This window comes from Micrococcus luteus (assembly GCF_022664405.1).
GTDB lineage: Bacteria > Actinomycetota > Actinomycetes > Actinomycetales > Micrococcaceae > Micrococcus > Micrococcus luteus.
The window spans coordinates 66,624-90,697 of sequence record NZ_JAKRLB010000002.1 but is presented as its reverse complement, the minus strand read 5'-3'; the positions used below and the strand labels follow the sequence as shown (position 1 = coordinate 90,697).

Here is a 24,074-nt window from a genome sequence, read left to right as displayed (position 1 = left end):
ATCCCTCAGTCCCTCGGGTCCTCCGGGTCGTCCGCGATCCAGTCGTGTTCGGGGTCGTCGAAGCTGCGCGTGCGCCCGGTGCGCAGGTCGGTGACGTCCATGACACCGGTGCCGCGGTCCAGGCGCACCTGCTGGTGTGAGGCGGGGTCGATGACGGTGATCGTCTGGGTCTGCGGGTCGTAGTCGTCCACCCGCACCTGGTCCTCGTATTCCTCCCGCGGTCCGTAGGATCCGTGCGTGTCGTCGTCGGGGAAGGCGGGGGCGCCGGGGGAGCGCAGCCGGCGTTCGAGGGTGCGCTCCACCCGGCGTGCGGCCGCCTCCTGCGCCTGCGTGGCCAGGCGCCGCAGACGTTCGAGGGACTCCTTGTCCTGGGAGATCTCCGCGCCGAAGAACCGCCACTGGTAGCGGTAGGCGATCATCCGCACCGCGAAGATCAGGAACGCGATGAGGAAGCCCGTGAACGCGTTGAGCGCGCCGTTCATCGCCACCACGGTCGCCAGCACCGCGCCCAGGAACGTGGGGAGCACGTAGACGCCGCGGGGGTCGAAGATGGACGGGACCTCGTTGGCGACGATGTCCCGCAGCACGCCGCCACCCAGCGCCGTGACCATCGCGATCACGACTGTGGACACCGGGTGCACGCCCATCGAGTGCGCCAGCAGCACACCGGACACCGTGAACAGGGCGAGCCCGGCGGCGTCGAACAGGGTGATGGTCAGGTTCAGCCGATTCGGGTGGATCACCTTGACGTACACGAGCAGGGACACCAGCACGGGCGGGGCCAGGTAGACCGGGTTCTCCAGGGACGCGGGCAGACCGCGGTCCAGCAGGATGTCCCGCGTGAAGCCGCCGCCCAGGCCCGCCAGCAGGGACAGCGCCAGCGAGCCCACCAGGTCGAACTGCTTGCGTGCCGCCAGCAGTGCCCCCGAGGTGGCGAAGAAGAAGATCCCGATCAGGTCCAGGGTCGTGAGCAGCCACGGGACGTCGGTGAGGGTGGCGAAGAACTGCTGCACGTCCACGGCGGCTCCTTCCGTTGGGTCCGGGGATTCACCGGCCATTGTCCCGGGCGGCCCGCGCAGTGGCTCGTTTGTTCACCCGGGTGTCCCCGGAGGTGTGACGTCTTCGTCGGTTCCGGGCGTCTCCTCGTTCGCCGGGGGGCCGTCCTCGCCGGGGTCGGCGGGCGGCCCGTCCCTGCCCTTGCGGTCGCGGATGTCCGGCACGGGCGGCTCGTCGTGCGGATCCAGGCGCTGGCGCTGGGTCTCCCCCGAGATCTCGGCCCCCGGGGCGAGCCACTCCCTGCGCAGCGACACCACGCGCAGCACGAGCACGAGCACCATCACCGCCGCCGAGGTCAGCGGGCCGAGGAGCTCCGCCTGGCCGAGGGCCGCCGTCGTGCCCGCGCCGAGGATGGCCGGCAGCGCGTACCAGCCGCGCCCGCCGAACACGGCGGGCGGTTCCCCGGCGACGACGTCGCGCAGGATGCCGCCGCCGACGGCGGTCACCAGGCCCAGCACCGCGGCGGCGACCGGGCTCAGGCCGGCGAGCAGGGCGATGCGCGTGCCCACCACGCAGTACACGGCCAGGCCGATGGCGTCGAAGGCCATGACGGCGTGGTGGCCGCGCTCGCCGTCGAAGATGCGGAGGAACACCGCTAGCGACGCGACCGCCGGCAGGATCAGGTACCAGGGGTTGTCGAAGGCCGCGGGCACGTCCCGGCCGACCACGAGGTCCCGGACGACACCGCCGCCCGTGCCCACCATGAGGGCCAGCAGCAGGGAGCCGACGATGTCGTAGCCCTTGCGCACGGCGAGGACGGCACCCGAGATCGCGAAGAAGAACACGCCCACGAGGTCCACGGCGGTGATCGCCGCGGTGATCGCGTCGGCGAGCTCGCCGTGCGCGTCGATCGGCTCGGGCACGTCCCGTTCGAGTTCGGCGGGGTCCTTGGGGGCGGCGGACAGCAGCCACACGGGGAGAAGTGGAAGCAGCACCCGCCCATCGTCCCCCGTCAGGCGGCCCGGGTCAGTCCTGCGCGGGGCCGAACTCCTTGGCCAGCTCCGCCGCCACGCCGGTGTACCCGGCCGGGGTCAGCTCCAGCAGGCGCGCCTGGGCCGCCTCCGACAGGCCGAGGCCCTGCACGAACTCGCGCATGCGCGCCCCGTCCACGCGGTGGCCGCGGGTCAGCTCCTTGAGGCGCTCGTAGGGGTTGTCCATGCCCTCGACGCCGGCGATCGCCTCGGCACGCATCACGGTCTGGACGGCCTCGCCGAGCACCTCCCAGTTCGTGTCGAGGTCCTCCGCCAGTACGGGCGCGGCGACCTGGAGCTGGCCCATGCCCTTGGTGATGTTGGTCAGGGCGAGCACCGAGTGGCCGAGGGCCACGCCGATGTTGCGCTGCGACGTCGAGTCCGTGAGGTCGCGCTGCCAACGGGACTCCACGAGGGTGGCGCCCAGCGAGTCGAGCAGGGCGCAGGAGAGCTCGAGGTTGGCCTCCGCGTTCTCGAAGCGGATCGGGTTCACCTTGTGCGGCATGGTGGAGGAGCCGGTCGCGCCGGCCACGGGGATCTGCGCGAAGTAGCCGATGGAGATGTAGCTCCACACGTCCACGCAGAAGCCGTGGAGGATCCGGTTGAAGCGCGCGACGTCGGCGTACAGCTCCGCCTGCCAGTCGTGGGACTCGATCTGGGTGGTCAGCGGGTTCCAGGTGAGGCCGAGGTGCTCCACGAAGGACCGGGACAGGGCCGGCCAGTCCGCGTCCGGGGCGGCGGCGAGGTGGGCGGCGTAGGTGCCGGTGGCGCCGTTGATCTTGCCCAGGTACTCCTGGCCGGCGATGCGCCGGGTCTGGCGGGTCAGACGGTGCACGAACACGGCCATCTCCTTGCCCAGCGTGGTGGGCGTGGCCGGCTGGCCGTGCGTGCGGGAGAGCATGGGGGTCTCGGCGGCCTCGGCGGCCATCGCGGAGACGGTGGCCACGGCGGCGCGGGCGGCCGGCAGCCAGACCTGCTCGACGGCGTCGCGCACGCCCACCGCGTAGGCGAGGTTGTTGATGTCCTCGGAGGTGCACGCGAAGTGCACGAGCGGCTTCAGCCGGCCCAGACCCAGCCCCTCGAGGCGGTCGGCGATGAAGTACTCGACGGCCTTCACGTCGTGCACCGTGACCTTCTCGGTGGCCGCCAGCTCGGCCACGGACTCCGCGTCGAAGTCCGTGACGATCGCCCGCAGGCCCGCCTGCTGCTCGGCCGTGAGGGGCGTCAGACCCGGCAGCACACGGTGCTCGGCCAGGTGGATGAACCACTCGACCTCCACGTGGATGCGGTTGCGGTTCAGCGCCGCCTCGGACAGGTGCTCCACGAGCGGCTCCACCGCCGCACGGTAGCGGCCGTCCAGGGGGCCGAGGGCGATGCCGGCCTCGGCGAGGGAACGGCGGTGGGCGGTGGACGCGGGCTGTGAGGTCATGGCCCCCATTCTGGCAGGCGCCGCGGACGCCCGACGAAGGCGACGACCGGGTCCGTCCTCGACCGCGACGGGGTGGCGAGTGCAACATCGAGTGCAACATGCGGACGCGCCCGGTGGCCCGGGGCGCGGTGGACCTACCGTGGCTGACGTCGCCGTCGCCCGGCGTCGGCGTGCCGAGAGGGATGAGGAGACCGAGATGACGGAACGGACCGGGCAGGCCAGCGAGGCCGGGACGATCGACCGGCTGATGGCCGGGTGGGTCGCCGACGTCGAGGCCCCGGACGCCTGCGCCGCCCACCTGCTCTGCGACCGCTGGCCGGCCGACGCGGTGGCGTTCCGGTTCGTGGCGGAGGACATGTCCGCCGTCGACCTCACCTTCGGCGAGCTGGCCGACCGCTCCCGCCGCCTCGCCACCGGCCTCGCCGCCCGCGGCGTCACGCGCGGCGACCGCGTGCCCGTGATGATGTCCAAACGGGAGGAGCTCGTCATCACGCTGCTGGCCCTCTGGCGGCTCGGCGCCGTGCACGTGCCGCTGTTCACCGCGTTCGCAGAGGGCGCCGCACGGATGCGCATCGAGGGCGCGGCGGCGCGGCTCGTCGTCGCCGAGCCCCGCCAGGCCGAGAAGCTCACGGACATCCCGGGCATCGAGATCATCCGCACCGGCCCGGAGTGGGACGCGCTCGCGGACTCCGCGCCGCTGGCCGAGGACGTCGCCGTCGGCGGGGACGGGCCGATCGCCCTGCTGTTCACCTCCGGCACCACCGGCCGCCCCAAGGGGGTGCCTGTGCCGCTGCGCGCGGCCGCCGCGTTCGCCGTCTACCTCACGTGCGCGGTGGACCTGCGCCCCGAGGACCTGTTCTGGAACGCGGCCGACCACGGCTGGGCGTACGGGCTGTACTACGGGATCGTCGGCACGCTGATGCTCGGGGCGACCTCGGTCCAGTACCGCGGCGCCTTCTCCCCGGCGACCATGGTCGAGGTGATCCGCTCGCAGGGCATCACGAACCTCGCCGGCGCCCCCACGATGTTCCGCGCGCTGGCCAAGGCCGGGGAGGTCACCGAGGACGCCCCGCTGCGGCTGCGGCGCGTGTCCACGGCGGGGGAGCCGCTGCCGCCGTCCGTGCTCGAGTGGGGCCGGTCGGCCCTCGGCACGGAGATCCGCGACCACTACGGCCAGACCGAGCTGGGCATGGTCATCTGCACCCCCGCGCACCCCGAGCTGGCCGCGCCGCCCCGCCCGGGTTCGATGGGTGTGCCCCTGCCGGGGATCGCCGCGGAGATCCGGGACGGGCAGATCGCGATCGACGCGGCCTCGCCCCTGTTCTGGTTCCCCGGCTACCTCGGGGAGCCGGAGAAGACCGCGGAGCGCTTCACCCCGGACGGGCGCTGGTACCTGACCGGGGACACCGCCCGGCAGGACGACGACGGCTGGTTCTTCTTCTCCTCCCGGGACGACGACGTGATCCTCGCCGCCGGGTACCGGATCGGCCCGTTCGATGTGGAGTCCGTGCTCATCGACCACCCGCGGGTGCAGGAGGTCGCCGTCGTCGGCCTGCCGGACCCGGAGGGGGTGCGCGGCGAGGAGGTCGTGGCGTTCGTGGTGCCCGCCGGGGCCGTCGCGGACCCGGACGCCCTGGCGGCCGAGCTGCAGGCGAAGGTCCGCGACGAGTACTCCAAGCACGCCTACCCGCGCCGGGTGCACTTCGTGGACCGGCTGCCCAAGACCCCCTCCGGCAAGCTGCAGCGGTTCCTGCTGCGCCAGGGCGCCACCGACTGAGTCAGCGGTGCACGAGCCGCAGGAACGCGCCGATCATCGGCAGGTCCTCGGGGCTGGTGGGCAGCGCGTCCGCGAGGGCGGGGGAGTGGACGAGGTAGGCGGCCCACTGTCCGCGCGAGATCGACACGTTGAGCCGGTTCCGGTTCAGGAGGAAGTCCAGCCCGCGCGGCACCTCCTGCGGTGAGGACGCCGCCATCGTCAGGATCGCGACGGCGGCCTCCCGGCCCTGGAACTTGTCCACGGTGCCGACGGCGGTGCCCTCGAGACCGGCGGCATCGAGCGCCTCCCGGACCGCGGCGACCTGCGCGTTGTACGGGGCCACCACGATCACGTCGGACGGCTCGAGCGGTCGGCCGGGGTCGTCCGGGCCGGTGGACCAGGTGCGGCCGAGCAGTGACCGGATGATCTCGACGACGGCCGCGGCCTCCTCCGGCGAGGACACCGCGTTGCCCGTGTGGGAGACCGGCCACGGGTGCAGCCCGGGCTCCACGCCGTCGAGCCGGCGGGCGTCCGTGCGCGGGGTGTGCGAGCGCAGGCGGCCGGCGTAGGAGAGCTCGGAGACCGCGTGGGTGAGCGTCGAGTGCATGCGCCACGAGGTGTCCAGGAAGAAGCCGCGGTCGGCGCGGAGGGTGGCCTGCCCCTCAATCAGCCAGTCCAGGGCGGCATCACCCACCGGTTCCGGGTGGATGCCCTGGGTGACCTGGGGGAGCTGGCGGGGATCGCCGAGCAGGAGCAGCGTCTCGGCCGCGGATCCGGCGGCGAGGGTGTGCGCGAGGGAGAACTGGCCCGCCTCATCGATCACGAGCAGGTCGACGCCGGGGAACGTGCCGTGCGCGAACGTCCAGGGGGTGCCCCCGACGACGCGGCCGGGGCCGGCGAGGCCACCGGCGTCTTTGTTGTGGACCTCCTCCCACGGGGCGTCCGGGTTCGGCCTCGCCCGGCTGGAGATCGCCTTGACGACGCGTTCGGCGGGCACCCCGATCGAGAGGAGCTTCTGCAGGAAGTTCTCCACGACCGCGTGGGACTGCGCGGTGACGCCCACGCTCCAGCCGCGCTCGAGGAGCGCCTTCACGGCGTGACTGCCCACGTGCGTCTTGCCTGTGCCGGGAGGGCCCTGCACCGCCACGTAGGAGCCGCGGGCGGACTCGAGGGCCTCTACGAGCAGCGCGGTGCGGTCGAGCTCGCCCTCCGCGTCGGCGACGATCTCCGGCAGGGGGCGGCCCGTCGTCGCGGGGGTGCGTCGGGCGAGGATGTCCACGCACGCGGACGCGCCGGGTGCGGGCAGTGCGCCCACCGCGTCCGTGGCAACCGCGAGCTCGCGGATGCGCGCCTCGAGGCTGTCCGTGGGGACCTTCGCGTAGTGGAAGGCCGCCATGGGCAGCTGGTCGAACGGCTCGGCGCCGCGGGTCAGCTTCTCACGCAGCCGCAACACGGAGCGCCCGTCCGGCAGATCCTCCACCTCCTCCACGTCCATGTTCAGGCCGATCCAGCGCACCGCGTTCGGCTGCAGCTCGGCGTGAACCGGAAGGTCCTCGTAGACGGACTTCACGGTGGCGCCCGGCACGAACAGGGTGCCGGGCTCGAGGGAACCGGTCACCCGGAGCACCCGCTGCAGGGCGTGCCGGCTGGTCGGCCGGTTCCAGTCCTCCACGACGTCGACCCGGTCCACGACCACGTTGGCACGGGGCTCCTGCCACTCGTCCACGGGGGAGACGCCCCGGTCGAAGTACGCCCACCACATGGGCTTTTCCTCGCGACGGTAGAACCCGAGGCCGGCCGCGAGCAGGGCGACGCCGCGCTCCTCCGGCCCAGGCAATGCCTCCGCGCCCGGCGCGGGCACCAACGCGAGCAACGCGGCCGTGAGGTCCTGCTCGGGCTCCGGGGCTGGCTCGACCAGCGGGGTCTCCGGCTCCGCCGCGGCTCCCTGCGGCGACCTCGGGGCATCCGGATCCTGTTCGACCTGCGCCAGCAGCCAGTCCCGCAGCCGCGCCGTGGAGACGCAGTCGTACCGGTTGTAGTCCTCGATGTCGGCGCGGATCGCCCTCGCGACCTCGGTGTCCCCGGCCTCCATCGCGGCGACGTACCGGTGGTACTCGGTGACGCTGTCCGCCGCCGTCGTGACGCCGTCCTCCGCCCGGTGCTCCGCCCCCATGTAGAGGGGCTCCAGCTTCTTGATGGAGTAGCTCGGCACACCGGCCCGCAGGGCGGCGCGGACCGTGGAGTAGAGGTCCACGAACAGCCCCGCGCGCAGCCAGTCGTCCAGCTCGCGCTCGCCCACGCCGTGGCGCACGGTCAGGCGTCTCAGCGCGGTGACCTCGTACGCGGCGTAGTGGTAGATCCGCATCCCCGGGTGGGCCGCGCGCCGCGCCTCCACGAACGCCACGAACTGCTCGAGCGCCGCCCGCTCGGCGGCACGGGTGTCCGCCCACAGGCCCGTGAACCGGAAGTCGGCCGAGGCGGTGCGCGCGGTGTCCCCGCCCGGCGCCTCGACCCAGCCCCACAGGTATTCGAGGCCCTCCATGCTCCCGTCCGCGGAGACCCACAGCGGGTCCCCCTCGAAGTCGAAGAAGACGTCTCCGGCGTCCGGCGCCGGCAGCCCCGTCACGGCGCGCGGGTCCACGATCCGATGCGGCGGCACCCCGCCCGCCCCGGCCGGCTCCAGCTGGATCGCCGCCTGTTCCCGCAGCGCCTCCCACGTGCGGCGGGCCATGCCCTCCGGCGGTGCGACGGACGCCGCGAGCTGCTCGATGGTCGTGATGCCGGCCTCGCGCAGCCGGGTGCGCTGCAACCGCGTGGCCCCCGCCGTGAGCAGCACGTCCCGGTGCTCGGCGACGGCCTCCTCGCACGCCTCGCATGCGCCGCAGACGCTCAGGCGGTCGTCGCCCCAGCGGGCGGGCTCCCCGGCGGCCACGTGATCCTGCAGCAGCGCCTCCAGCCGGGCGCGCTGGTGCCGGTACACCGGGATCACCTCGTCCAGGTCCGCGACGTGCCGGGAACCGTCCCCGAGCCACAGGCTGCCCCGCCGCGCCCGCGGCACGCCCATGCCGTCCAGCAGGTCCGCGTACGCGGCGATCTGCAGCAGCGCCGTCACCCGCGCATGCCGGGCCAGCTTCGTGTCCACCACCTCGTACGCACCCTCGGGGTGCTCCTCGTCCGTGCGGAGCACGAGGAAGTCGGCCAGGCCGCCGAACGCGCCGTCGTGCAGCATCCCCTGGAACACGACGGCGGGACGCGCGGCCAACGCCGCCGCGGTGCGCTCGCGGGCGGCCCGCACGCCCTCGGGCGTGTAGCGCTCCGGGCGGGCGAGCCGGACCACCTGGTCTGCGCCCTGCTCCGCCTCAAGTCGCGCGAGCACGCGGGACTCGTGTTCGTCCCCGAGGCGGGAGACCCGCTCGAGGAACGCGTCCGCCACGCCGATCCGCGGGGCGCGCCCGAGCGCGGGGTCCACCGTCCCGCGCAGCCACCCGTACGTGCACGTCGCGGCGGCGGTGATGTCCGAGGGGCTGAGCATGAAGGAGGCGCGGTCCGGCGCGAAGGTCACCATGCCGTCACCCTAGACAGGAGTCGCGGACGCGATGGGCAGGGCCCGCGCACAGGGTCCCGGTGCGCCTCGCCCCGGCGGCGGCGGGGGCGGCGAGCGTCACACACCGGACCGGACTTGACGTGGATCACATCCAGAGAGTTACCTAATGATCGTTCAGTAATTCTCTGCGCCGCCGCGCCGGCGCGCCCGTGCCGGCAGGGAGGCCCGCCCATGACCGAGACCGCCCACCACCCCATGCTCGCGGAGGACCGCGTGGCGCGGTGGCTCGGCGTCACCCTCGAGGCCGCCGAGAAGGACCACACGCGCATTCGGATGACGCTCACCGAGGACCAGCACAACGGCTTCGGCCTGGCCCACGGCGGCGCCGTCTTCGCGTTCGCGGACACGTGCTTCGCGCTGACCTGCAACGACCCCGCCTCGGACGGCTCCACCCTCACCGTGGCCTCCGGCGTGGACGTCAACTTCCTCGCGGCCACCCGCGCCGGGCAGACCCTCGTCGCCGAGGGCCGCCTGGTCACCGCCGCCGGCCGCTCGGCCGTCTACGACATCACCGTCACCACCGACGACGGCACCCCGGTGGCCGCCTTCCGCGGCCGCTCCCGCACCATCCCCGCCCCCGGACGCTGACCGACGGGCGCACCCGCCGGTGCGCCGCCGTCGTCGACCGCCGCCCGCCCCCGCATCCCCAGGAGGACGCCATGCTCGAGGCCTCGATCCCCAACCCGTACACGCCGGCACCCCTGCCCGCCCCCGCCGACCGCGGGGCCCCGGACCCCGAGGAGATGATGAGCCGGGACCAGATCGAGGCGCTTCAGTTCGAACGCCTCCGCTGGACCCTGCACCACGCCTACGAGAACGTGCCCGCGTATCGGGAGCACTTCGACGCGCACGGCGTCCACCCCTCGGACTTCAGGGAGCTCGGGGACCTCGCCAAGTTCCCGTACACGGACAAGGAGTTCCTGCGGAAGAGCTACCCGTTCGGCGCGTTCGCCGCCACGGGCCCCGAGCTGCGCCGCATCCACGCCTCCTCCGGCACCACCGGCCAGCCCACCGTGGTCGGCTACACCGACGACGACCTGGCCACGTGGACCACCCTCGTCGCCCGCTGCTTCCGCGCCGGCGGCATCCGCCCCGGTGACCGCGTGCACAACGCGTACGGCTACGGCCTGTTCACCGGCGGCCTCGGCGCCCACTACGGCGCCGAGCGCATCGGGGCGGCCGTGATCCCGATGTCCGGCGGGCAGACGGAGAAGCAGGTGCAGCTGATCACCGACTTCCAGCCGCGCGCCATCCTCTCCACGCCCACCTACCTGCTGACCATCGCGGACGGCTTCAAGAAGCTCGGCCTGGACCCCCGCGAGTCCTCCCTCGAGGTCGCGATCCTCGGCGCCGAGCCGTGGACCGAGGAGATGCGCCGCGAGATCGAGCAGACCTTCGACCTCGACGCCCTGGACATCTACGGCCTCTCCGAGGTCATGGGCCCGGGCGTGGCCGGCGAGTCCGCGGCCACCAAGGACGGCTCCCACATCTGGGAGGACCACTTCCGCCCCGAGATCATCGACCCGCTCACGGACGAGGTCCTCGAGACCGGCCGCCACGGCGAGCTCGTCTTCACCTCGCTCACCAAGCAGGCGCTGCCGATCATCCGGTACCGCACCCACGACCTCACCCGCCTGCTGCCGGGCACCACGCACCCGGGCCACCGCCGCATGGGCCGCATCACCGGCCGCTCGGACGACATGATCATCCTGCGCGGTGTGAACCTGTTCCCGTCGCAGATCGAGGAGCTGGCCCTCAAGGAGCCGGCCCTGTCGCCGCACTTCACCCTCGAGATCACCCGCCCGGACCGCATGGACCAGATGGCCGTGAACATCGAGCGCCGCGATCATGCGACCCTCGAGGAGGCCCAGGCCTGCGCCGCGCACCTGCGCATGGAGATCAAGACGAAGATCGGCTCCTCGTGCGTGATCAACGTGGTGGAGCCGGAGACCCTCGCCCGCTCCTCCGGCAAGCTCAAGCGCATCTACGACCTGCGCGACCAGGCCTGATCCCGCCCCCGCGGCCGAACCCGACGCCGGCGTGCCCGGTAGAGTGGACCGGTGCACCGTCGTCGTCGTCGGCGTCCGCCCGCCCCCGAAGGAGCCCCGTGCCCCAGAGCAGCCCCACCCCGCGCCGCGGCCGGCCCGGCTATGACCGGCAGACGCTGCTGGCCGAGTGCGTCGAGCTTTTCAACCGGCACGGCTACGAGGCGACCTCCATGGGCATGCTCGCCACCCACCTGGGCATCTCCAAGTCCGCGATCTACCACCACGTGGAGTCCAAGGAGGCGATCCTCGACCACGCGGTGACGGAGGCGCTCGACGCCCTCGAGGCGTGCCTGGACGATGTGGTGGCCAGCGGGGTCGACGCCGGCGCGCAGGTCGAGGCGGCCATCCGCGGCACGCTCGGGGTGCTGGCGGAGAAGCAGCCCGAGGTGACCCTGCTGCTGCGCCTGCGCGGGAACTCGGCGGTCGAGGTGGCCGCCGTCGAGCGCCGTCGTGAGATCACCCGGCGCTTCGGTGACCTGCTCGAGGCCGCCCAGGCCGCGGGTGCGGTGCGCTCCGACGTGACCCCGCGCAACCTCGCCCGTCTGGCGCTCGGGATGATCAACTCGATCGTCGACTGGTACCGGCCGGATCGCGGCGTCCCCGGCCAGGAGGGACCGGGCCAGATGATCGACGCCGTCACGGGCGTGGTGCTCGGGGGCCTGCGGGGCTGAGGGCCCGCTGTCCTCAGCCCTCGCCGTCCAGCGCGGCGAGCACGTCGGCCACGATCGAGGCCGCGCGGTCCTCCGCGTCCGCGGGCACCCCGCCGTCCGCGTCGGCCTGGGCCACGGCCACGGTGCGGGCGCCGTCCTGCACGGCCGTCAGGTGAGAGTAGACGGACCCCCCGGGGGCCGGGAGCGCCGTGTACGCGGTGCCGCCCTCGTGCTCGGTCCGCGTCACGCTCTCCACGTCGAGCCCGGCCAGGTCCACCCCGGTGCAGGCCTGCGCCGCCGCTCGGGCGTCCTCCAGGGCGGCGCGGGCGGCCTCCTCCGTGGGGTACACGGTGACGCGCACGCCGAGCGGAGTGACCTCGGCGTCGGGGGACGCCGTGAAGGAGGGCGCCGGTGTCGTGGTGGGCCCGCCGCCGGTCGTGGCGGCCGTCTCCGGCTGGGCCGTGAGCCCCAGGTCCGCCGCCCCGGCCTCGGCGTCCCGCTCCAGATCGGAGCGGGTGGCGTCCAGGCAGGCCTGCTGTTCCGCGCTGCGGGTGGAAGCCGGGCTCGCACCGGCGTCGACCGCCTGCTCCAGGCCGGCGGCCCGCTGGCGCAGCTCCGTCTGCCGCTCCAGCGGCGAGGCGGCGCTCAGCCCCACCTCGGACCCCGGCCCCGCGGCCCGTTGGACGGCGGCCTGCACGGCCAGGGTCCGCTGCCCGTCCAGCGCGGGGGGCATCTCGAGGGACAGGCTGCCCGAGGCGGAGGCGCCGGCCGTGCTCTCCGCCGCGCCCGTGCTCTCCGTGGAGCTGCTGGCCGCGGGCGACGTGGGGGCGGACGAGGCCGCCGTCGTCGTGGACGACGCCGACGAGGGGGCGGGGGAGGAGGGCTCCGCGCCGCCGCCGCCCGCGCACCCGGCGAGGGCGAGCGCGCCCACGGCGAGGGCGCCGAGCAGGGGGAGTCGGGAGGTCGTCATGGCCCGACTCTACGTGCGCTGTGACGGATGCCACAAGGAAGCGGCGGGGGCACGCAACGGGGCCGCCCGATGCGTGGTGCGCACCGGACGGCCCCTGATCCGTCAGCGGAGGAGGTCAGCCGAGCGGGGTGTCCTTGTCGCCCAGGTTCCAGTCCTCCACCGGGCCGAGGTTCTCCCCGTCCGGCCCGTAGCGGTAGAACCCCTGGCCGTCGGCCACGCCGCTGTGGCCCTCGGCGATGCTCTTCTCGAGCAGCTCAGCGAAGCCGAGCTGCCAGTCGACGCCCGTGTTGCGGGAGACGTTGGCGGCCACGTGGAAGCCCACGATGTCATAGGTCTGGAACGGGCCGCGCTCGTTGCCGGTGGCCACGCGCCAGGTGCGGTCGATGTCCGCCGGGTTGCCCACTCCGTGCATGTACAGCTTGGAGCCGGCCTGCAGCCACGGGATGAGCAGGGAGTTGAGGAAGTAGCCCGGGATCTCCTTGCGCACGTGCACGGGGACCATGCCGGTCTCCTCGGCGAACTGCAGGGCTCCCGCGACGGCCTCCGGCGAGGTCGCGGCGGTGCCCATGACCTCGGCGGTGTTCTGCGCCCAGATGCGGTTGGCGTAGTGCAGGGCCAGGAAGCGCTCCGGATGGCCGCTGGCGTCGGCGAAGTCCGAGGGCAGCAGGGAGGAGGTGTTCGTGGCGAACAGGGTCGTGGCGGGGGCGAGCTCGCCCACCTGGGCCCACACCTTGCGCTTGAGCTCCAGGTTCTCCGGGACGGCCTCGATCACGATGTCCGCATCCGCCAGGGCCTCGCCGAGGTCCGAGGTCGGCGTGATGCGGGCGATGGCCTCGTCGAAGCGCTGCGGGTCGTAGCCCTCCCCGAGGTCTGCTTCGTAGCCTTGGCGGATCCACGCCCAGCGGCGCTCGATCCCCTCGAGGGCGGCGGGCACGGCGTCGTAGGCCATCACCTTCTTGCCGTGGTACGCCGCCTGCATGATGATCTGCGAACCCAGCACGCCGGTGCCCAGCACGGCGACCTGCTCGAAACGGGTGAACTCGGACATGTGTGTCGACCTTCTTCTCTCGCGGTCCGAATGGGACGTACAGGTGAACGCCCCGGGCACGCTCCTTGTTCCCGGGGACGACGACGGGCCGCCCGGCGCGCAGCGGGCGCACGGGACGGCCCGTCGAAGCAGGGGGGCTCAGCCCTGGGAGGTCTCGGACGGGGCCATCGGCCAGGTCTTGGCCACGAGCGTCAGCACGTCGTACTGGGCGCAGAGCTCGTCCTTCTGGTTGTGGATCCGGCAGTCCCAGGCCACCTCGCCGTACTCGTCGCTCACGCGCGGGGTGATGCGCTTGGCCGTCAGGGTCACGCGGATGGCGTCGTCGTAGGTCACCGGCGTGATGAAGCGCAGGTTCTCCAGGCCGTAGTTGGCCAGCACCGGGCCCGGATCCGGGGCCACGAACAGCCCCGCGGCCCACGAGACCAGCAGGTAGCCGTGGGCCACCCGGCGCGGGAAGAACGGGTTGGCCATGGCGGCCTCCTCGTCCGTGTGGGCGTAGAACCTGTCCCCGGTCTCCTCCGCGAAGGCGGTGATGTCCTCCAGGGTGACGGTGCGCAGGCCGGAGGCGAACTGGTCGCCCACCGTCAGCTCGGCCAGGGACTTGTAGAACGGGTGCACGGCCGTGCCGGCCTCCACGTCCTCGCGCGTCACCGTGTGGGCCGCGGCGCCCTGATGCCACACGCCGGTGATGGCCGTGAGCATGTCCGGGGAGCCCTGGATCGCCGTGCGCTGCATGTAGTGCTTCACGGCGCGGACCCCGCCGAGCTCCTCGCCGCCGCCGGCGCGGCCGGGGCCGCCGTGGATCAGCACCGGCACGGGGGCGCCGTGACCGGTGGTGGTCGTGGCGGTCTGGCGGTTCAGGACGTGCACGCGGCCGTGGTGGGCGCCGATCCCGGCGGCGAACGCGCGGGCGGTCTCACCGTCGTTCGTGGCGACCGTGGCCACGAGCGATCCCGAGCCCAGGGCCGCCAGGGCCACGGCGTCGGCCACGTCCGTGTAGCCGATCACCGAGGTGACCGGACCGAACGCCTCGATGCTGTGCACCTCGGGGGTGCGCGCGTCCTCGAAGGTGAGCACCGTGGGGGCGAAGAACGCGCCGGACTCGGCGTCGGCGTCGCCGGTCGAGCCCTCGGGGCCGCCGAGGCGGACCTGACCGCCGGCGTCGACCAGGCGCTGCACCGCGCCGCGGACCTCGCCTTGCTGCTCCTTCGAGGCCAGGGCGCCCATGGTGGTGCCCTCGACGCGCGGGTCGCCCAGGACGACCTTCGCGGCCAGGCGCTCGGTGAGGGCGGCGGTCACGGCCTCGACGCGGTCCTGCGGGACGATCACCCGGCGGATGGCGGTGCACTTCTGGCCGGCCTTGACCGTCATCTCCTGGAAGACGGCCTTCACGAACGCCTCGAACTCGGGGGACTCCGGGTCCGCGTCCGGGCCGAGGATGGCGGCGTTGAGGGAGTCGGTCTCCGCGGTGAAGCGGACGCCGCCCTCCTGCACGTTCGGGTGCTTCTTCAGCGTGGCCGCGGTGGCGGCGGAGCCGGTGAACGCGACGTGGTCGCGGTAGTCCAGGTGGTCCAGCAGGTCGCGGGCGGAGCCGGAGATCAGCTGGATCGAGCCCTCGGGCAGCACGCCGGACTCGAGCATCAGCTCGACGCACTTCTGCGTGACGTAGCCGGTGGGGGTGGCCGGCTTGACCACGGTCGGCACGCCGGCGACGAAGGCCGGGGCGAACTTCTCCAGCATGCCCCACACAGGGAAGTTGAACGCGTTGATCTGCACGGCCACGCCCGGGATGCGCTGGTAGATGTGCTCGCCGATGAAGGAGCCGTCGCGGGAGAGGGGCTCCACGTCCCCGTCGATGATCACGGTGGAGTTCGGCAGCTCGCGGCGGCCCTTGCCGGAGAACGTGAAGAGGGTGCCGATGCCGCCGTCGACGTCGAAGGCGTGGTCGCGCTGCGTGGCGCCGGTGGCGAAGGAGACGTCGTAGAGCTCCTGAACGCGGGAGTTCAGGTAGAGCGCGAGCTCCTTGAGCTTGAGGGCGCGCTCGTGGATGGTCAGCTCGCCCAGGGCCTGCTGGCCGACGGTGCGGGCGTGCTCGATGGCGGCGGCCGTGTCGAGGCCGTCGGTGGAGACGCCGGTCAGGCGCGCGCCGGTGTTCGCGTCCGTCACGTCGGTGACCTTGGACGGGTGCGACGGCGTCCACCAGCTGCCGGCGACGTAGCTGGGGAGGATCTCCGGGAGGGAGGGGGCGGTGACGGTCACGGGGGCTCCTGGTGTCGGGGGCGCGGGCGGGTCCCGACCGATCGGTCGGTTATTGCTCCTCACCCTAGCCGAGACGTGCATCACGCGGGAGGGGGAGCCGGGCGGGTGACGCCGTCGTCGTGGGGAGGGCCTGGCGGCGCGGCCCGTGGCGCCGAAGCCCGCAGACGCGCCGCTACGGCCAGGACGTAGCGGCGTGTCTGCGGGCCTCGGTGGGGCGTCGTCCACAGATCCCGGCGGACGACGACGGCGGCGCGCCCGGATCGGGCACGCTCGGCCCATGCCCCGCTCGCCCGCGCCCCTGCCCCCGATGCGCTGCGGACTGGACGGCCTCCTCCGCGCTCCGACGGTGTTCTCGACCCCGGCCGCGCGCGAGGCGGGGGTGCGCGCGGCCCGGCTGCGGCGCGGGGACGTGGTCTCCCTCGGCTGGGGGCTCTGGGGCCTGCGCGGCGTCGAACCGGACCCCATGGACCATCTGCGGGCGCTGCAGGATCTGCACCCCGAGGGCGTGTTCAGCCACGTCACGGCCGCCCGGGTGCTCGGCCTGTGGCTGACCGGGCCGCTCGCCGCCGACCGGGCCGTGCACATCGCGACCCCGCGCGGCCACGGCACCGCGTCGAGCCGGGCCGGGATCCGCTCACACCGCCTCCGCGCCGACGCCCCGGTGCGGATCGTGGACGGGGTGCGCGTGACCGCGCCGGGGTGGATCTTCGTGGACCTCGCCGCGCACGCCGGGCCGCTCGACCATCTCGTCGCGCTGGGGGACAGCATGGTTCGGACCGCCCCGACGGAGGCCCGCCGCCGTCGGCTGCCTCCCGGGGTGACGGACGTGGCCGAGCTGCGCGCCGCCGTCGAGGAACGCGGACGGGTGCGCGGGATCCGCGCGGCCCGGGAGGCGCTGGAGCTCGTCCGCCCCGGGGCCGACTCGCCGCAGGAGAGCCGACTGCGGGCGCGGCTCGTCCTGGACGGCGTCCCCGAGCCCGCAGTGAACCCGTGCATCCGGCTCGCCACGGGACAGCGGCTCCGCGTGGATCTGGTGTGGGCGGACGCCAAGGTGGCCGTCGAGTACGACGGCGATCAGCACCGCACGGATCGCCGGCAGTGGCGTGAGGACCGCGAGCGGGACGCGGCCCTGCGCGCGGAGGGGTGGGAGGTGATCCGGGTGACCGCCGACGTGTTCCGGCCGGGGCACTGGGAGCTCTTCGTACGGCAGCTGCGGGGCCTGGTGGCTGCGCGGACGATGCCGGGCCGAGTGCCGCCGTCGTGGATCTGACCCGCCCAGGCCCGCAGACGCGCCGCTTCCGCCGGGACGTGGCGGCGCGTCTGCGGGCCTCGGCGAGAGGGGCGGGAGCCTCGGGCCGGCGCCGACCCCCTGCCCCTCGTCTCCGGACCGGCGTAGAATCGGGCACCGGTCCCCTCGGACCCGCCCCACCCCCTCATCCGGAGAGTTCTGCCGCATGCTGCGCACCATGTTCCACGCCAAGATCCACCGGGCCACCGTGACCCAGGCGGACCTGCACTACGTGGGCTCCGTGACCGTGGACCAGGACCTGCTGGACGCCGCGGACATCCTCCCCGGCGAGCTCGTGTCCATCGTGGACGTCACCAACGGCGCGCGACTGGAGACCTACACCATCGCGGGCGAACGGGGCTCCGGCGTGCTCGGCATCAACGGCGCCGCCGCCCACCTGGTGCATCCGGGGGACATCGTCATCCTCATCGCCTACGGGCAGATGGACGACGACGAGGCCCGCCACTTCCAGCCCAAGGTCGTCCACGTGGACGCGGACAACAGGATCGTGGAGCTCGGCGTCGACCCCGCCGACGGCCTCCTCGACGGCCTCTCCCGCCCGCCGCTGTCCCGCGAGTGGAACGAGGCCCAGGCCGAGCTCTGAGCCGGCCGACGCGCCGGGCCGTCATGGACGAGCCGTTCAAGCGGGATCAGCGGTCGCCGCGGCCTTCGCCCCGAGTGCCCGACGCGCGGAGCGCATCGCGGCCGCGTGGCTGAGGCCCATCGCGGCGCGGGCGCCCGGCACACGGGCCACGGCGCGCATCCACGGCGAGGTCAGCACCACTTCCTGCTCCCACGCCACGATGCAGCGCGGCGCGTGTCCGGCCGGGGCGCCGTCGTCGTGGACGGTGACCCGCACGGTGCCCGTCAGGTCCCCGCTCAGGCGGGCGACCAGAAGGCCGCGGGCGCGGTCGTCGATGAGACGCTCCATCGTCAGACGCACCGGCACGAACCCGCGCAGCCGGACGGCGGCGCGGCCGGGGCCCAGGTGACGGACGCGCGGGACGGCCGGCCACCAGCGTGGGTAGCCGGCCGGGTCGGCGAGCAGGGCCAGCACGGACCGGGCGTCCGCGGGGACGGCCCAGCGGTGGGTGAAGCGGAAGGGGCGGTCGGCCGACATCAGGCCCGGCCGAAGGTCTCGGGGTCCACGGGGCGCGCGGCCCGGCTGAGCCAGAGCCGCTGGTCCAGGTGATGGCCGGGCGTGTTCGCCACGGGCAGGGCCGTGCGCAGCAGCGTGGGCTCGTCCATGCCAGTCACGTTAGCTGCGCCGGCCCCGCACTTTCGAACGTGATATCGGGGGAATGGGCGCTTTCGAACGGGAGATAGGCCCTATCTCACGTTCGAAAGCGCTCGCCCCGGGGGCTCAGCGGTAATCGAAGAAGCCCTTGCCGGACTTCCGGCCGAGCTCGCCGCGGGCCACCATGTCCCGCATGAGCTGCGGCGGGGCGAAGCGCTCACCCAGCTGGGACTCGAGGTACTCGGCGATGCCCAGGCGCACGTCCAGGCCCACGATGTCGGTCAGGGCCAGCGGGCCGACCGGGAACTTGTAGCCGAGCACCATGGCGGCGTCGATGTCCTCGGGGGAGGCCACGCCCTCCTCGACCATGCGGATGGCCTCGAGCGCGATCGCCACGCCCAGGCGCGACGAGGCGAAGCCCGGGGCGTCCTTGACGACGACCGGGGTCTTGCCGAGCCCGCGGACCCACTCGGTGGACAGGGCCTGGAGCTCCGCACCGGTCTGCTCGCCGATCACGACCTCCACGAGCTTCGAGGCGGGCACCGGGTTGAAGTAGTGCAGGCCGCAGAAGCGCTCGGGGCGCTGCAGATGCGTGGCGATCTCGTCGATGGACAGGGAGGAGGTGTTGCTGGCGAGCCACGCGTCCTCGCGCAGGTGGGCCTCGACGTCGGTGAGCGCGTCGATCTTCACTTGCATGTCCTCGAACACGGCCTCGACCACGAGGTCGCAGCGGGCGAAGTCGGCACGGTCCACGGAGACGGTCAGGCGCTGCGCCCATTCGTCCAGGTCGCCGTCGATCTTGCCGCGCTCGAGGGAGGCGGCCAAGTCGGCCTCGATGCGTTCCTTGGCCGCCTCGGCCGACTGCGGGTCGCGCTCGGCGACGACCACATCGGACGATCCGGAGACGAGGAACGCGTGGGCGATGCCGCCGCCCATCCGGCCGCCGCCGAGGACGCCGACGACGGCGGGCACGGAGGACGGAACGGTATCAGGGGTGTGCTGCTGGTCGGTCATGTCGGTCCTCACTTCTTCTTGCGGTCCAGGAACGCCTGCATGCGCTCGAACTTGGCGTCGGACTCGAACAGGATGGCCTGCGCGATCTCGTCCACGTGGGGGTGGGCCTCGCGAGGGAGGTGGAAGACGCGCTTGGACAGCCGCACCGCCAGCGGGTCCTGCTGCGCGATGCGGTCGGCGAGGGCGTCGGCGGCGTCGAGGAGGGCGTCCGGCTCGTGCAGCTCGGTGACGAGCTTGAGCTCGAGGGCCTCCTGCGCGTCCAGGATCCGTCCGGCGAGCAACAGCTCGAGGGCCACCGGCTCACCCACCAGCTCCTTGAGCCGCCACTGGGCGCCCGCAGCGGCCGTGATCCCCAGACTCGTCTCGGGCTGGCCCATCTTCAGTGCCGGGGTGGCGATGCGGAAGTCGGCCGCGTAGGCCAGTTCCGCGCCGCCGCCGAGGGCGAAGCCGTCGATCGCCGCGATCACGGGCATGGGCAGCCGGTGGATGCGGTCGAAGACCTGCGAGTTCACGCCGCGCAGGGCGTCGTCGCGGCGGCGCTCGCGCAGCTGTCCGATGTCCGCGCCGGAGGCGAAGATGCCGGAGAACCTCCCCGGTTCGCGCGTCGACTCCACCTGCGTGCCCGAGATGATCAGGATCTTCGGCTCGCGTTCGAGGTGGGCGCAGAGCTCGTGGAACTCGTCGACCATGGTCTGGTCGATCGCGTTGCGCACGCCCGGGCGGTCCATGCGCGCGTGGACGCGGTCCTCGCGCTCCTCGACGCGCAGTGCCGTGAAGTGGTCGAAGTCGGTCATCCGCTCAGACCCTCTCGACGAGCATCGCGGCGCCCTGGCCCACGCCCACGCACATCGTGGCCAGGCCCCTGTCCGCGCCCTCACGCTCCATCCGACCGAGCAGCGTGACCACGAGACGCGACCCCGAGGAGCCCAGCGGATGGCCCAGGGCGATCGCGCCGCCGTCGGCGTTGACGGTCTCCGGGTCCAGGCCGAGGCGCCGCATCGAGGCCAGGGACTGGGTGGCGAAGGCCTCGTTGAGCTCGACGGCGCCCAGGTCCGCCACGGACCAGCCGGAGCGCGCGAGGGCCTTCTCGGTGGCCGGGACGGGGCCCAGGCCCATGATCTCGGGGGCCAGGCCCGCCGAGGTGGACTCCACGACGCGGGCGCGCGGGGTCAGGCCGTACTTCTGCGCGGCCCGCTCGGAGACGACGAGGATCGCCGAGGCGCCGTCGTTGAGGGAGGAGGAGTTGCCGGCGGTGACCACGCCGTCCTTCTTGATGATCGGGCGCAGGCCGGCGAGCACCTCGGGGGTGGAGCCGGGACGGGGGCCCTCGTCCGTGTCCACGATCGTCTCGGCGCCCTTGCGGCCCGTGACGACGACGGGCACGATCTCGTCCGCGAAGCGGCCGGCCTCGATGGCGGCCAGCGCACGCTCGTGCGAGCGGGCGGCGAAGGCGTCGGCGTCCTCGCGGGTGATGCCGTCCACCTCGCCGACCTCCTCGGCGGTCTCCGGCATGGAGAAGGTGAACTTCTCCCCGAACTCGCCGTCCGCGAAGCGCGGGTTCACGAAGCGCCAGCCGATCGCGGTGTCGAAGGCCGCGCCGGGCTTGGCGAACGCCGTCGTCGGCTTCTCCATCACCCAGGGGGCGCGGGACATGGACTCCACGCCTCCGGCCACGACGACGTCGGCCATCCCGGAGCGCACCATCGCGGTGGCGATGCCGATCGCGGACATGCCGGAGGCGCAGAGGCGGTTCACGGTGATGCCCGGGACGGTGTCCGGGAAGCCGGCCAGCAGCCAGGCCATGCGGGCGACGTTGCGGTTCTCCTCGCCGGCGCCGTTGGCGTTGCCGAGGATGACGTCGTCCACGACCGACGGGTCGATGCCGGCGTCCTCGATCACGGCCTTGATGGTCGGGGCGGCGAGGTCGTCGGGGCGGACGGAGGAGAGGGCGCCGCCGTACTTGCCGACGGGCGTGCGGCGACCGCCGACGAGCAGGGCCTGGGACTGTGCGGACATGGAGACTCCTTGAGTGACCGACGACGGGGCGGGGCGGGCGCGGCGAATTACCGACCGTGCGTTCAGGTTCAGTATTCCGGGCCGGTGTGACGGGGGTCAACTGCGGGGGCGGGGTGTGACGGGGTGGAGACGGAGCCGGGCGGCTGCGCCGAGGCCAAGTCGATCGGCGTCTGACCCGGCGCACCCCGCGCCAAGGCCCGCAGACGCGCCGTTACGTCCCCGAGGTAGCGGCGTGTCTGCGGGCCTCGGCGCCGGTCCGGTCGCCCACGACGACGGCGCGCCCTTCCGGAGGAGGACGCGCCGTCGTCGTGGGGTGGGGACGGGCGGAGCCCGTCAGGCGGGCCGGATCAGGCCGGGGCCACCGGGTGGGAGCGGGTGGCGACGACCTGCTCGTCGTGCAGCTCGCGGTCCTGGATGCTCTTGGGGACGAACAGGACGGCGATGAGCGAGACCGCGGAGATCGCGATGATGTACCAGGCCACGTTCTCCCAGCCGGTCTTCACGAGCTGGTCGGCGATCAGCGGGGCGAAGGCGCCGCCGATGATGGTGCCGAGCGCGTAGCCGATGGAGACGCCGGAGAAGCGGACGCGCGCCGGGAACATCTCGGCGTACATCGCCGACTGCGGGCCGTAGGACGGACCCAGGCCGAGCGTCAGGACGAACAGGCCCAGCGAGAACAGCGGCAGAGACGCGGTGTTCAGCAGCCCGAACAGCGGGAAGGCCCAGACGATCAGGAACCCGTAGCCGAGGACGAAGGTCAGCTTGCGGCCGATCTTGTCCGAGACCCAGCCGCCGAGCAGGGTGAAGATGAACCAGCCGACGCCGCTGACGAGGCTCGCGATGAGCACCTCGGAGGAGGTCATGCCCAGGCCCTTCGGACCGCCGTACTTCGAGAACCACGCGATGAGCAGGTAGCCGACGCCGTTGTTCGCGGCGAAGATCACTGCGGCGAGGATGACCTCCTTGGTGTGGTGCCGGAAGAGCTCGCCCAGCGGGGCGGACTCGTCCGCCTTGAGCTGCTGCATCTCCTTGAAGACCGGGGACTCCTCGACGGCCTTGCGGATCAGGTAGCCGACGACGATCAGCACCACGGAGATCAGGAACGGGATGCGCCAGCCCCAGGTGAGGAACTGCTCCTCGGACATGGTGGAACGCACGATGAACAGCACGCCGGTGGCCAGGATCATGCCCAGCGGCACGCCGACCTGCGGGGCGGAGCCGAACAGGCCGCGCTTGCCGTGGGGGGGCGTGCTCCACGGCCAGCAGCGCCGCGCCGCCCCACTCGCCGCCGGCGGACAGGCCCTGCAGCAGGCGCAGCGCGACGAGCAGGATCGGGGCCCACACGCCGATCTGGGCGTAGGTGGGCAGCAGGCCGATGAGGGTGGTGGCCAGGCCCATGCCGATCAGCGTGAGGGACAGGACGAGCTTGCGGCCGAAGCGGTCGCCGAGGTGGCCGGCGACGATCGCGCCGAGCGGGCGGACGAGGAAGGAGATGCCGAGGGTGACCCACGCGGCGATCTGGGAGCCGTTCTCGCCCATCGGCTGGAAGAAGAGGGCGGCGAAGACCAGGGCGGTGGCCTGGGCGAAGATGAAGAAGTCGTACCACTCGATGGTGGTGCCGACGACGGTGCCGGCGATGACCTTGCGCTCCTCGCGGCGATCGCGCGCGGGGGCGGGCGCCGCGGGGGATGCGACGGTGTGGCTCATGGGTGCTCCTGGGATGCGGGGCGGCGGCCGACCGTGAGACGGCGGCGGGACGGTGTGGTTCCCGACCGATCGGTCGGGAAGTGACACCCGTCACCGTATACGATCCTCTGTGACTCACGCCACGATCCGGGCTGATGACGGGAATGTGACGCGGCCGGGCCGGGACGACGACGGCGCCGCGCCCCTCGTGCGAAGGGTGCGGCGCCGTCGTCGGTGGCGGGGTGCGGCGGCTCAGCCGCGGCCGGTGAACTCCGGCTTCCGCTTCTCCTGGAAGGCCTGGAAGCCCTCGGCGTAGTCGGCGGTGCCGCAGAGCTCGCCCTGGGCGATGTTCTCCGCGTCGAGGGACTCCCACAGGCCCACGCGCCGGTCGCGGACCTGGGCCACGAGCTCCTTCGACGCGCGGAACGCGAGGGTCGCGCCGGAGGCCACCTGGGCGACCTTCGCACGGGTGAACTCGAGCAGCTCGTCCGCGGGCAGGGCCCGGGAGAACAGCCCGGCCTGGACGGCCTCGGCGCCCGAGAGGAGCTCGGCCGTGTAGATCAGGTCCAGGGTGCGGTGCGCGCCCAGGCGCTCGGTGAACAGCCAGTGACCGCCCGAGTCCAGGGTGGCCCCGAGGTTCGCGAACGGAGAGCCGACCTTCGCGTTCTCGGCCACGTACACCACGTCCGTGGCGATCGCGAGGCCCAGGCCCACGCCCAGGCAGGCGCCCTGCACCGCCGCGAAGGTGGGGACCGGGATCGCGGACATGGCCCGGAGCACCGGGGTGACCTTGTCCCTCAGGTAGGCGGTGGCGTCGTCCTCGGCCGGGACCACGGCGGAGATGTCGCGGCCCGCGCAGAAGCCGCGGCCCTCACCGCGCAGCAGCACGGCCCGCACCTCGCCGGACTCGACGCCGGCGGCGGCCCGCTCGTAGGCGGCCTGGAGCTCGGCCAGCGCGGCCTCGTCCAGGGCGTTCATCTTCTGCGGGGCGTCCAGCACGATCTCGGCGACGCCGTTCTCGACGGTGATCTCGATCATCGGG

19 protein-coding genes and 1 pseudogene are annotated in these 24,074 nt (G+C 73.2%); 6 read left to right on the top strand and 14 right to left on the bottom strand.

Annotated features, from left to right (window positions below; all coding sequences use genetic code 11):
* Positions 1-5 precede the first annotated feature (5 nt).
* The 3 genes from MF605_RS01310 to purB all read right to left on the bottom strand — a co-directional run bounded on the left by MF605_RS01310 (position 6) and on the right by purB (position 3,456).
* Positions 6-1,019 (bottom strand): trimeric intracellular cation channel family protein, encoded by a 1,014-nt coding sequence (locus MF605_RS01310; protein WP_134416013.1) that lies wholly within the window; start codon positions 1,017-1,019, stop codon positions 6-8.
* Between the two features lie 72 nt (positions 1,020-1,091).
* On the bottom strand, positions 1,092-1,991 hold the full coding sequence (locus tag MF605_RS01305; protein WP_134416015.1) for a trimeric intracellular cation channel family protein: 900 nt from the start codon (positions 1,989-1,991) through the stop codon (positions 1,092-1,094).
* Between the two features lie 31 nt (positions 1,992-2,022).
* A complete protein-coding gene (gene purB, locus MF605_RS01300; RefSeq protein WP_134416017.1) occupies positions 2,023-3,456 on the bottom strand; it encodes an adenylosuccinate lyase in 1,434 nt (477 codons plus the stop codon).
* Between the two features lie 196 nt (positions 3,457-3,652).
* On the opposite strand from purB, the gene MF605_RS01295 reads away from it, so the two are divergent.
* Entirely contained in the window at positions 3,653-5,233 is a 1,581-nt protein-coding gene (locus tag MF605_RS01295) for an AMP-binding protein (RefSeq protein ID WP_134416019.1), read from the top strand.
* A 1-nt stretch (position 5,234) separates the two neighbouring features.
* On the opposite strand, the gene MF605_RS01290 is transcribed toward MF605_RS01295, so the two are convergent.
* Positions 5,235-8,777 carry a TM0106 family RecB-like putative nuclease gene (locus MF605_RS01290; RefSeq protein ID WP_134416021.1) on the bottom strand — a complete coding sequence of 1,181 codons (3,543 nt, stop codon included), beginning with the start codon at positions 8,775-8,777 and terminating at the stop codon, positions 5,235-5,237.
* A 210-nt stretch (positions 8,778-8,987) separates the two neighbouring features.
* On the opposite strand from MF605_RS01290, the gene MF605_RS01285 reads away from it, so the two are divergent.
* The 3 genes from MF605_RS01285 (at position 8,988) to MF605_RS01275 (ending at position 11,535) form a co-directional block, all read left to right on the top strand.
* Positions 8,988-9,404, top strand: a complete 417-nt coding sequence (locus MF605_RS01285) for a PaaI family thioesterase (RefSeq protein ID WP_134416023.1) — start codon at positions 8,988-8,990, stop codon at positions 9,402-9,404.
* 71 nt (positions 9,405-9,475) lie between these two features.
* Positions 9,476-10,825, top strand: coding sequence for a phenylacetate--CoA ligase family protein (locus tag MF605_RS01280; protein WP_134416025.1), 1,350 nt, complete (start codon positions 9,476-9,478; stop codon positions 10,823-10,825).
* Positions 10,826-10,923: 98 nt separating this feature from the next.
* A complete protein-coding gene (locus MF605_RS01275; RefSeq protein ID WP_069941100.1) occupies positions 10,924-11,535 on the top strand; it encodes a TetR/AcrR family transcriptional regulator in 612 nt (203 codons plus the stop codon).
* Positions 11,536-11,548: 13 nt separating this feature from the next.
* On the opposite strand, the gene MF605_RS01270 is transcribed toward MF605_RS01275, so the two are convergent.
* The 3 genes from MF605_RS01270 to paaZ form a co-directional block, all read right to left on the bottom strand.
* Positions 11,549-12,484 (bottom strand): hypothetical protein, encoded by a 936-nt coding sequence (locus MF605_RS01270; RefSeq protein ID WP_036313913.1) that lies wholly within the window; start codon positions 12,482-12,484, stop codon positions 11,549-11,551.
* A gap of 115 nt (positions 12,485-12,599) precedes the next feature.
* On the bottom strand, positions 12,600-13,532 hold the full coding sequence (locus tag MF605_RS01265) for a 3-hydroxyacyl-CoA dehydrogenase (protein ID WP_010080087.1): 933 nt from the start codon (positions 13,530-13,532) through the stop codon (positions 12,600-12,602).
* A 138-nt stretch (positions 13,533-13,670) separates the two neighbouring features.
* Positions 13,671-15,791, bottom strand: a complete 2,121-nt coding sequence (paaZ, locus tag MF605_RS01260; protein ID WP_134416027.1) for a phenylacetic acid degradation bifunctional protein PaaZ — start codon at positions 15,789-15,791, stop codon at positions 13,671-13,673.
* Between the two features lie 277 nt (positions 15,792-16,068).
* Here paaZ and MF605_RS01255 point away from each other — a divergent pair, with 277 nt between their 5' ends.
* Together MF605_RS01255 and panD are read left to right on the top strand one after the other, a co-directional pair.
* Positions 16,069-17,061: a DUF559 domain-containing protein gene (locus MF605_RS01255; protein WP_134416029.1), complete on the top strand. Its 993-nt coding sequence runs from the start codon at positions 16,069-16,071 to the stop codon at positions 17,059-17,061.
* A 184-nt stretch (positions 17,062-17,245) separates the two neighbouring features.
* Entirely contained in the window at positions 17,246-17,683 is a 438-nt protein-coding gene (panD, locus tag MF605_RS01250; RefSeq protein WP_036340758.1) for an aspartate 1-decarboxylase, read from the top strand.
* A gap of 36 nt (positions 17,684-17,719) precedes the next feature.
* On the opposite strand, the gene MF605_RS01245 is transcribed toward panD, so the two are convergent.
* The 7 genes and pseudogenes from MF605_RS01245 to MF605_RS01220 form a co-directional block, all read right to left on the bottom strand.
* A complete protein-coding gene (locus tag MF605_RS01245) occupies positions 17,720-18,199 on the bottom strand; it encodes an SRPBCC family protein (RefSeq protein WP_134416031.1) in 480 nt (159 codons plus the stop codon).
* Positions 18,199-18,327: a hypothetical protein gene (locus MF605_RS11940; RefSeq protein WP_255502815.1), complete on the bottom strand. Its 129-nt coding sequence runs from the start codon at positions 18,325-18,327 to the stop codon at positions 18,199-18,201. Before MF605_RS11940 ends, MF605_RS01245 begins: the two co-directional genes overlap by 1 nt.
* Positions 18,328-18,442: 115 nt before the next feature.
* On the bottom strand, positions 18,443-19,330 hold the full coding sequence (locus tag MF605_RS01240) for a 3-hydroxyacyl-CoA dehydrogenase family protein (protein WP_134416033.1): 888 nt from the start codon (positions 19,328-19,330) through the stop codon (positions 18,443-18,445).
* Positions 19,331-19,338: 8 nt separating this feature from the next.
* Complete coding sequence (locus MF605_RS01235) at positions 19,339-20,124, bottom strand: enoyl-CoA hydratase/isomerase family protein (protein WP_044658762.1); 786 nt, start codon at positions 20,122-20,124, stop codon at positions 19,339-19,341.
* 4 nt (positions 20,125-20,128) lie between these two features.
* Entirely contained in the window at positions 20,129-21,346 is a 1,218-nt protein-coding gene (locus MF605_RS01230) for a thiolase family protein (protein ID WP_134416035.1), read from the bottom strand.
* Between the two features lie 347 nt (positions 21,347-21,693).
* Positions 21,694-23,053 (bottom strand): annotated as a pseudogene (locus MF605_RS01225) (MFS transporter).
* A gap of 231 nt (positions 23,054-23,284) precedes the next feature.
* On the bottom strand, positions 23,285-24,070 hold the full coding sequence (locus tag MF605_RS01220; RefSeq protein WP_041102594.1) for an enoyl-CoA hydratase/isomerase family protein: 786 nt from the start codon (positions 24,068-24,070) through the stop codon (positions 23,285-23,287).
* Positions 24,071-24,074: the final 4 nt, after the last annotated feature.

Bases quoted from the DNA above. Each gene is read 5' to 3' on its own strand.
- purB (WP_134416017.1), bottom strand. From the start codon at position 3,456: ATGACCTCACAGCCCGCGTCCACCGCCCACCGCCGTTCCCTCGCCGAG.
- MF605_RS01295 (WP_134416019.1), top strand. From the start codon at position 3,653: ATGACGGAACGGACCGGGCAGGCCAGCGAGGCCGGGACGATCGACCGG.
- MF605_RS01290 (WP_134416021.1), bottom strand. From the start codon at position 8,777: ATGGTGACCTTCGCGCCGGACCGCGCCTCCTTCATGCTCAGCCCCTCG.
- MF605_RS01285 (WP_134416023.1), top strand. From the start codon at position 8,988: ATGACCGAGACCGCCCACCACCCCATGCTCGCGGAGGACCGCGTGGCG.
- MF605_RS01280 (WP_134416025.1), top strand. From the start codon at position 9,476: ATGCTCGAGGCCTCGATCCCCAACCCGTACACGCCGGCACCCCTGCCC.
- MF605_RS01270 (WP_036313913.1), bottom strand. From the start codon at position 12,484: ATGACGACCTCCCGACTCCCCCTGCTCGGCGCCCTCGCCGTGGGCGCG.
- MF605_RS01265 (WP_010080087.1), bottom strand. From the start codon at position 13,532: ATGTCCGAGTTCACCCGTTTCGAGCAGGTCGCCGTGCTGGGCACCGGC.
- MF605_RS01255 (WP_134416029.1), top strand. From the start codon at position 16,069: ATGCCCCGCTCGCCCGCGCCCCTGCCCCCGATGCGCTGCGGACTGGAC.
- panD (WP_036340758.1), top strand. From the start codon at position 17,246: ATGCTGCGCACCATGTTCCACGCCAAGATCCACCGGGCCACCGTGACC.
- MF605_RS01245 (WP_134416031.1), bottom strand. From the start codon at position 18,199: ATGTCGGCCGACCGCCCCTTCCGCTTCACCCACCGCTGGGCCGTCCCC.
- MF605_RS11940 (WP_255502815.1), bottom strand. From the start codon at position 18,327: ATGGACGAGCCCACGCTGCTGCGCACGGCCCTGCCCGTGGCGAACACG.
- MF605_RS01240 (WP_134416033.1), bottom strand. From the start codon at position 19,330: ATGACCGACCAGCAGCACACCCCTGATACCGTTCCGTCCTCCGTGCCC.
- MF605_RS01235 (WP_044658762.1), bottom strand. From the start codon at position 20,124: ATGACCGACTTCGACCACTTCACGGCACTGCGCGTCGAGGAGCGCGAG.
- MF605_RS01230 (WP_134416035.1), bottom strand. From the start codon at position 21,346: ATGTCCGCACAGTCCCAGGCCCTGCTCGTCGGCGGTCGCCGCACGCCC.
- MF605_RS01220 (WP_041102594.1), bottom strand. From the start codon at position 24,070: ATGATCGAGATCACCGTCGAGAACGGCGTCGCCGAGATCGTGCTGGAC.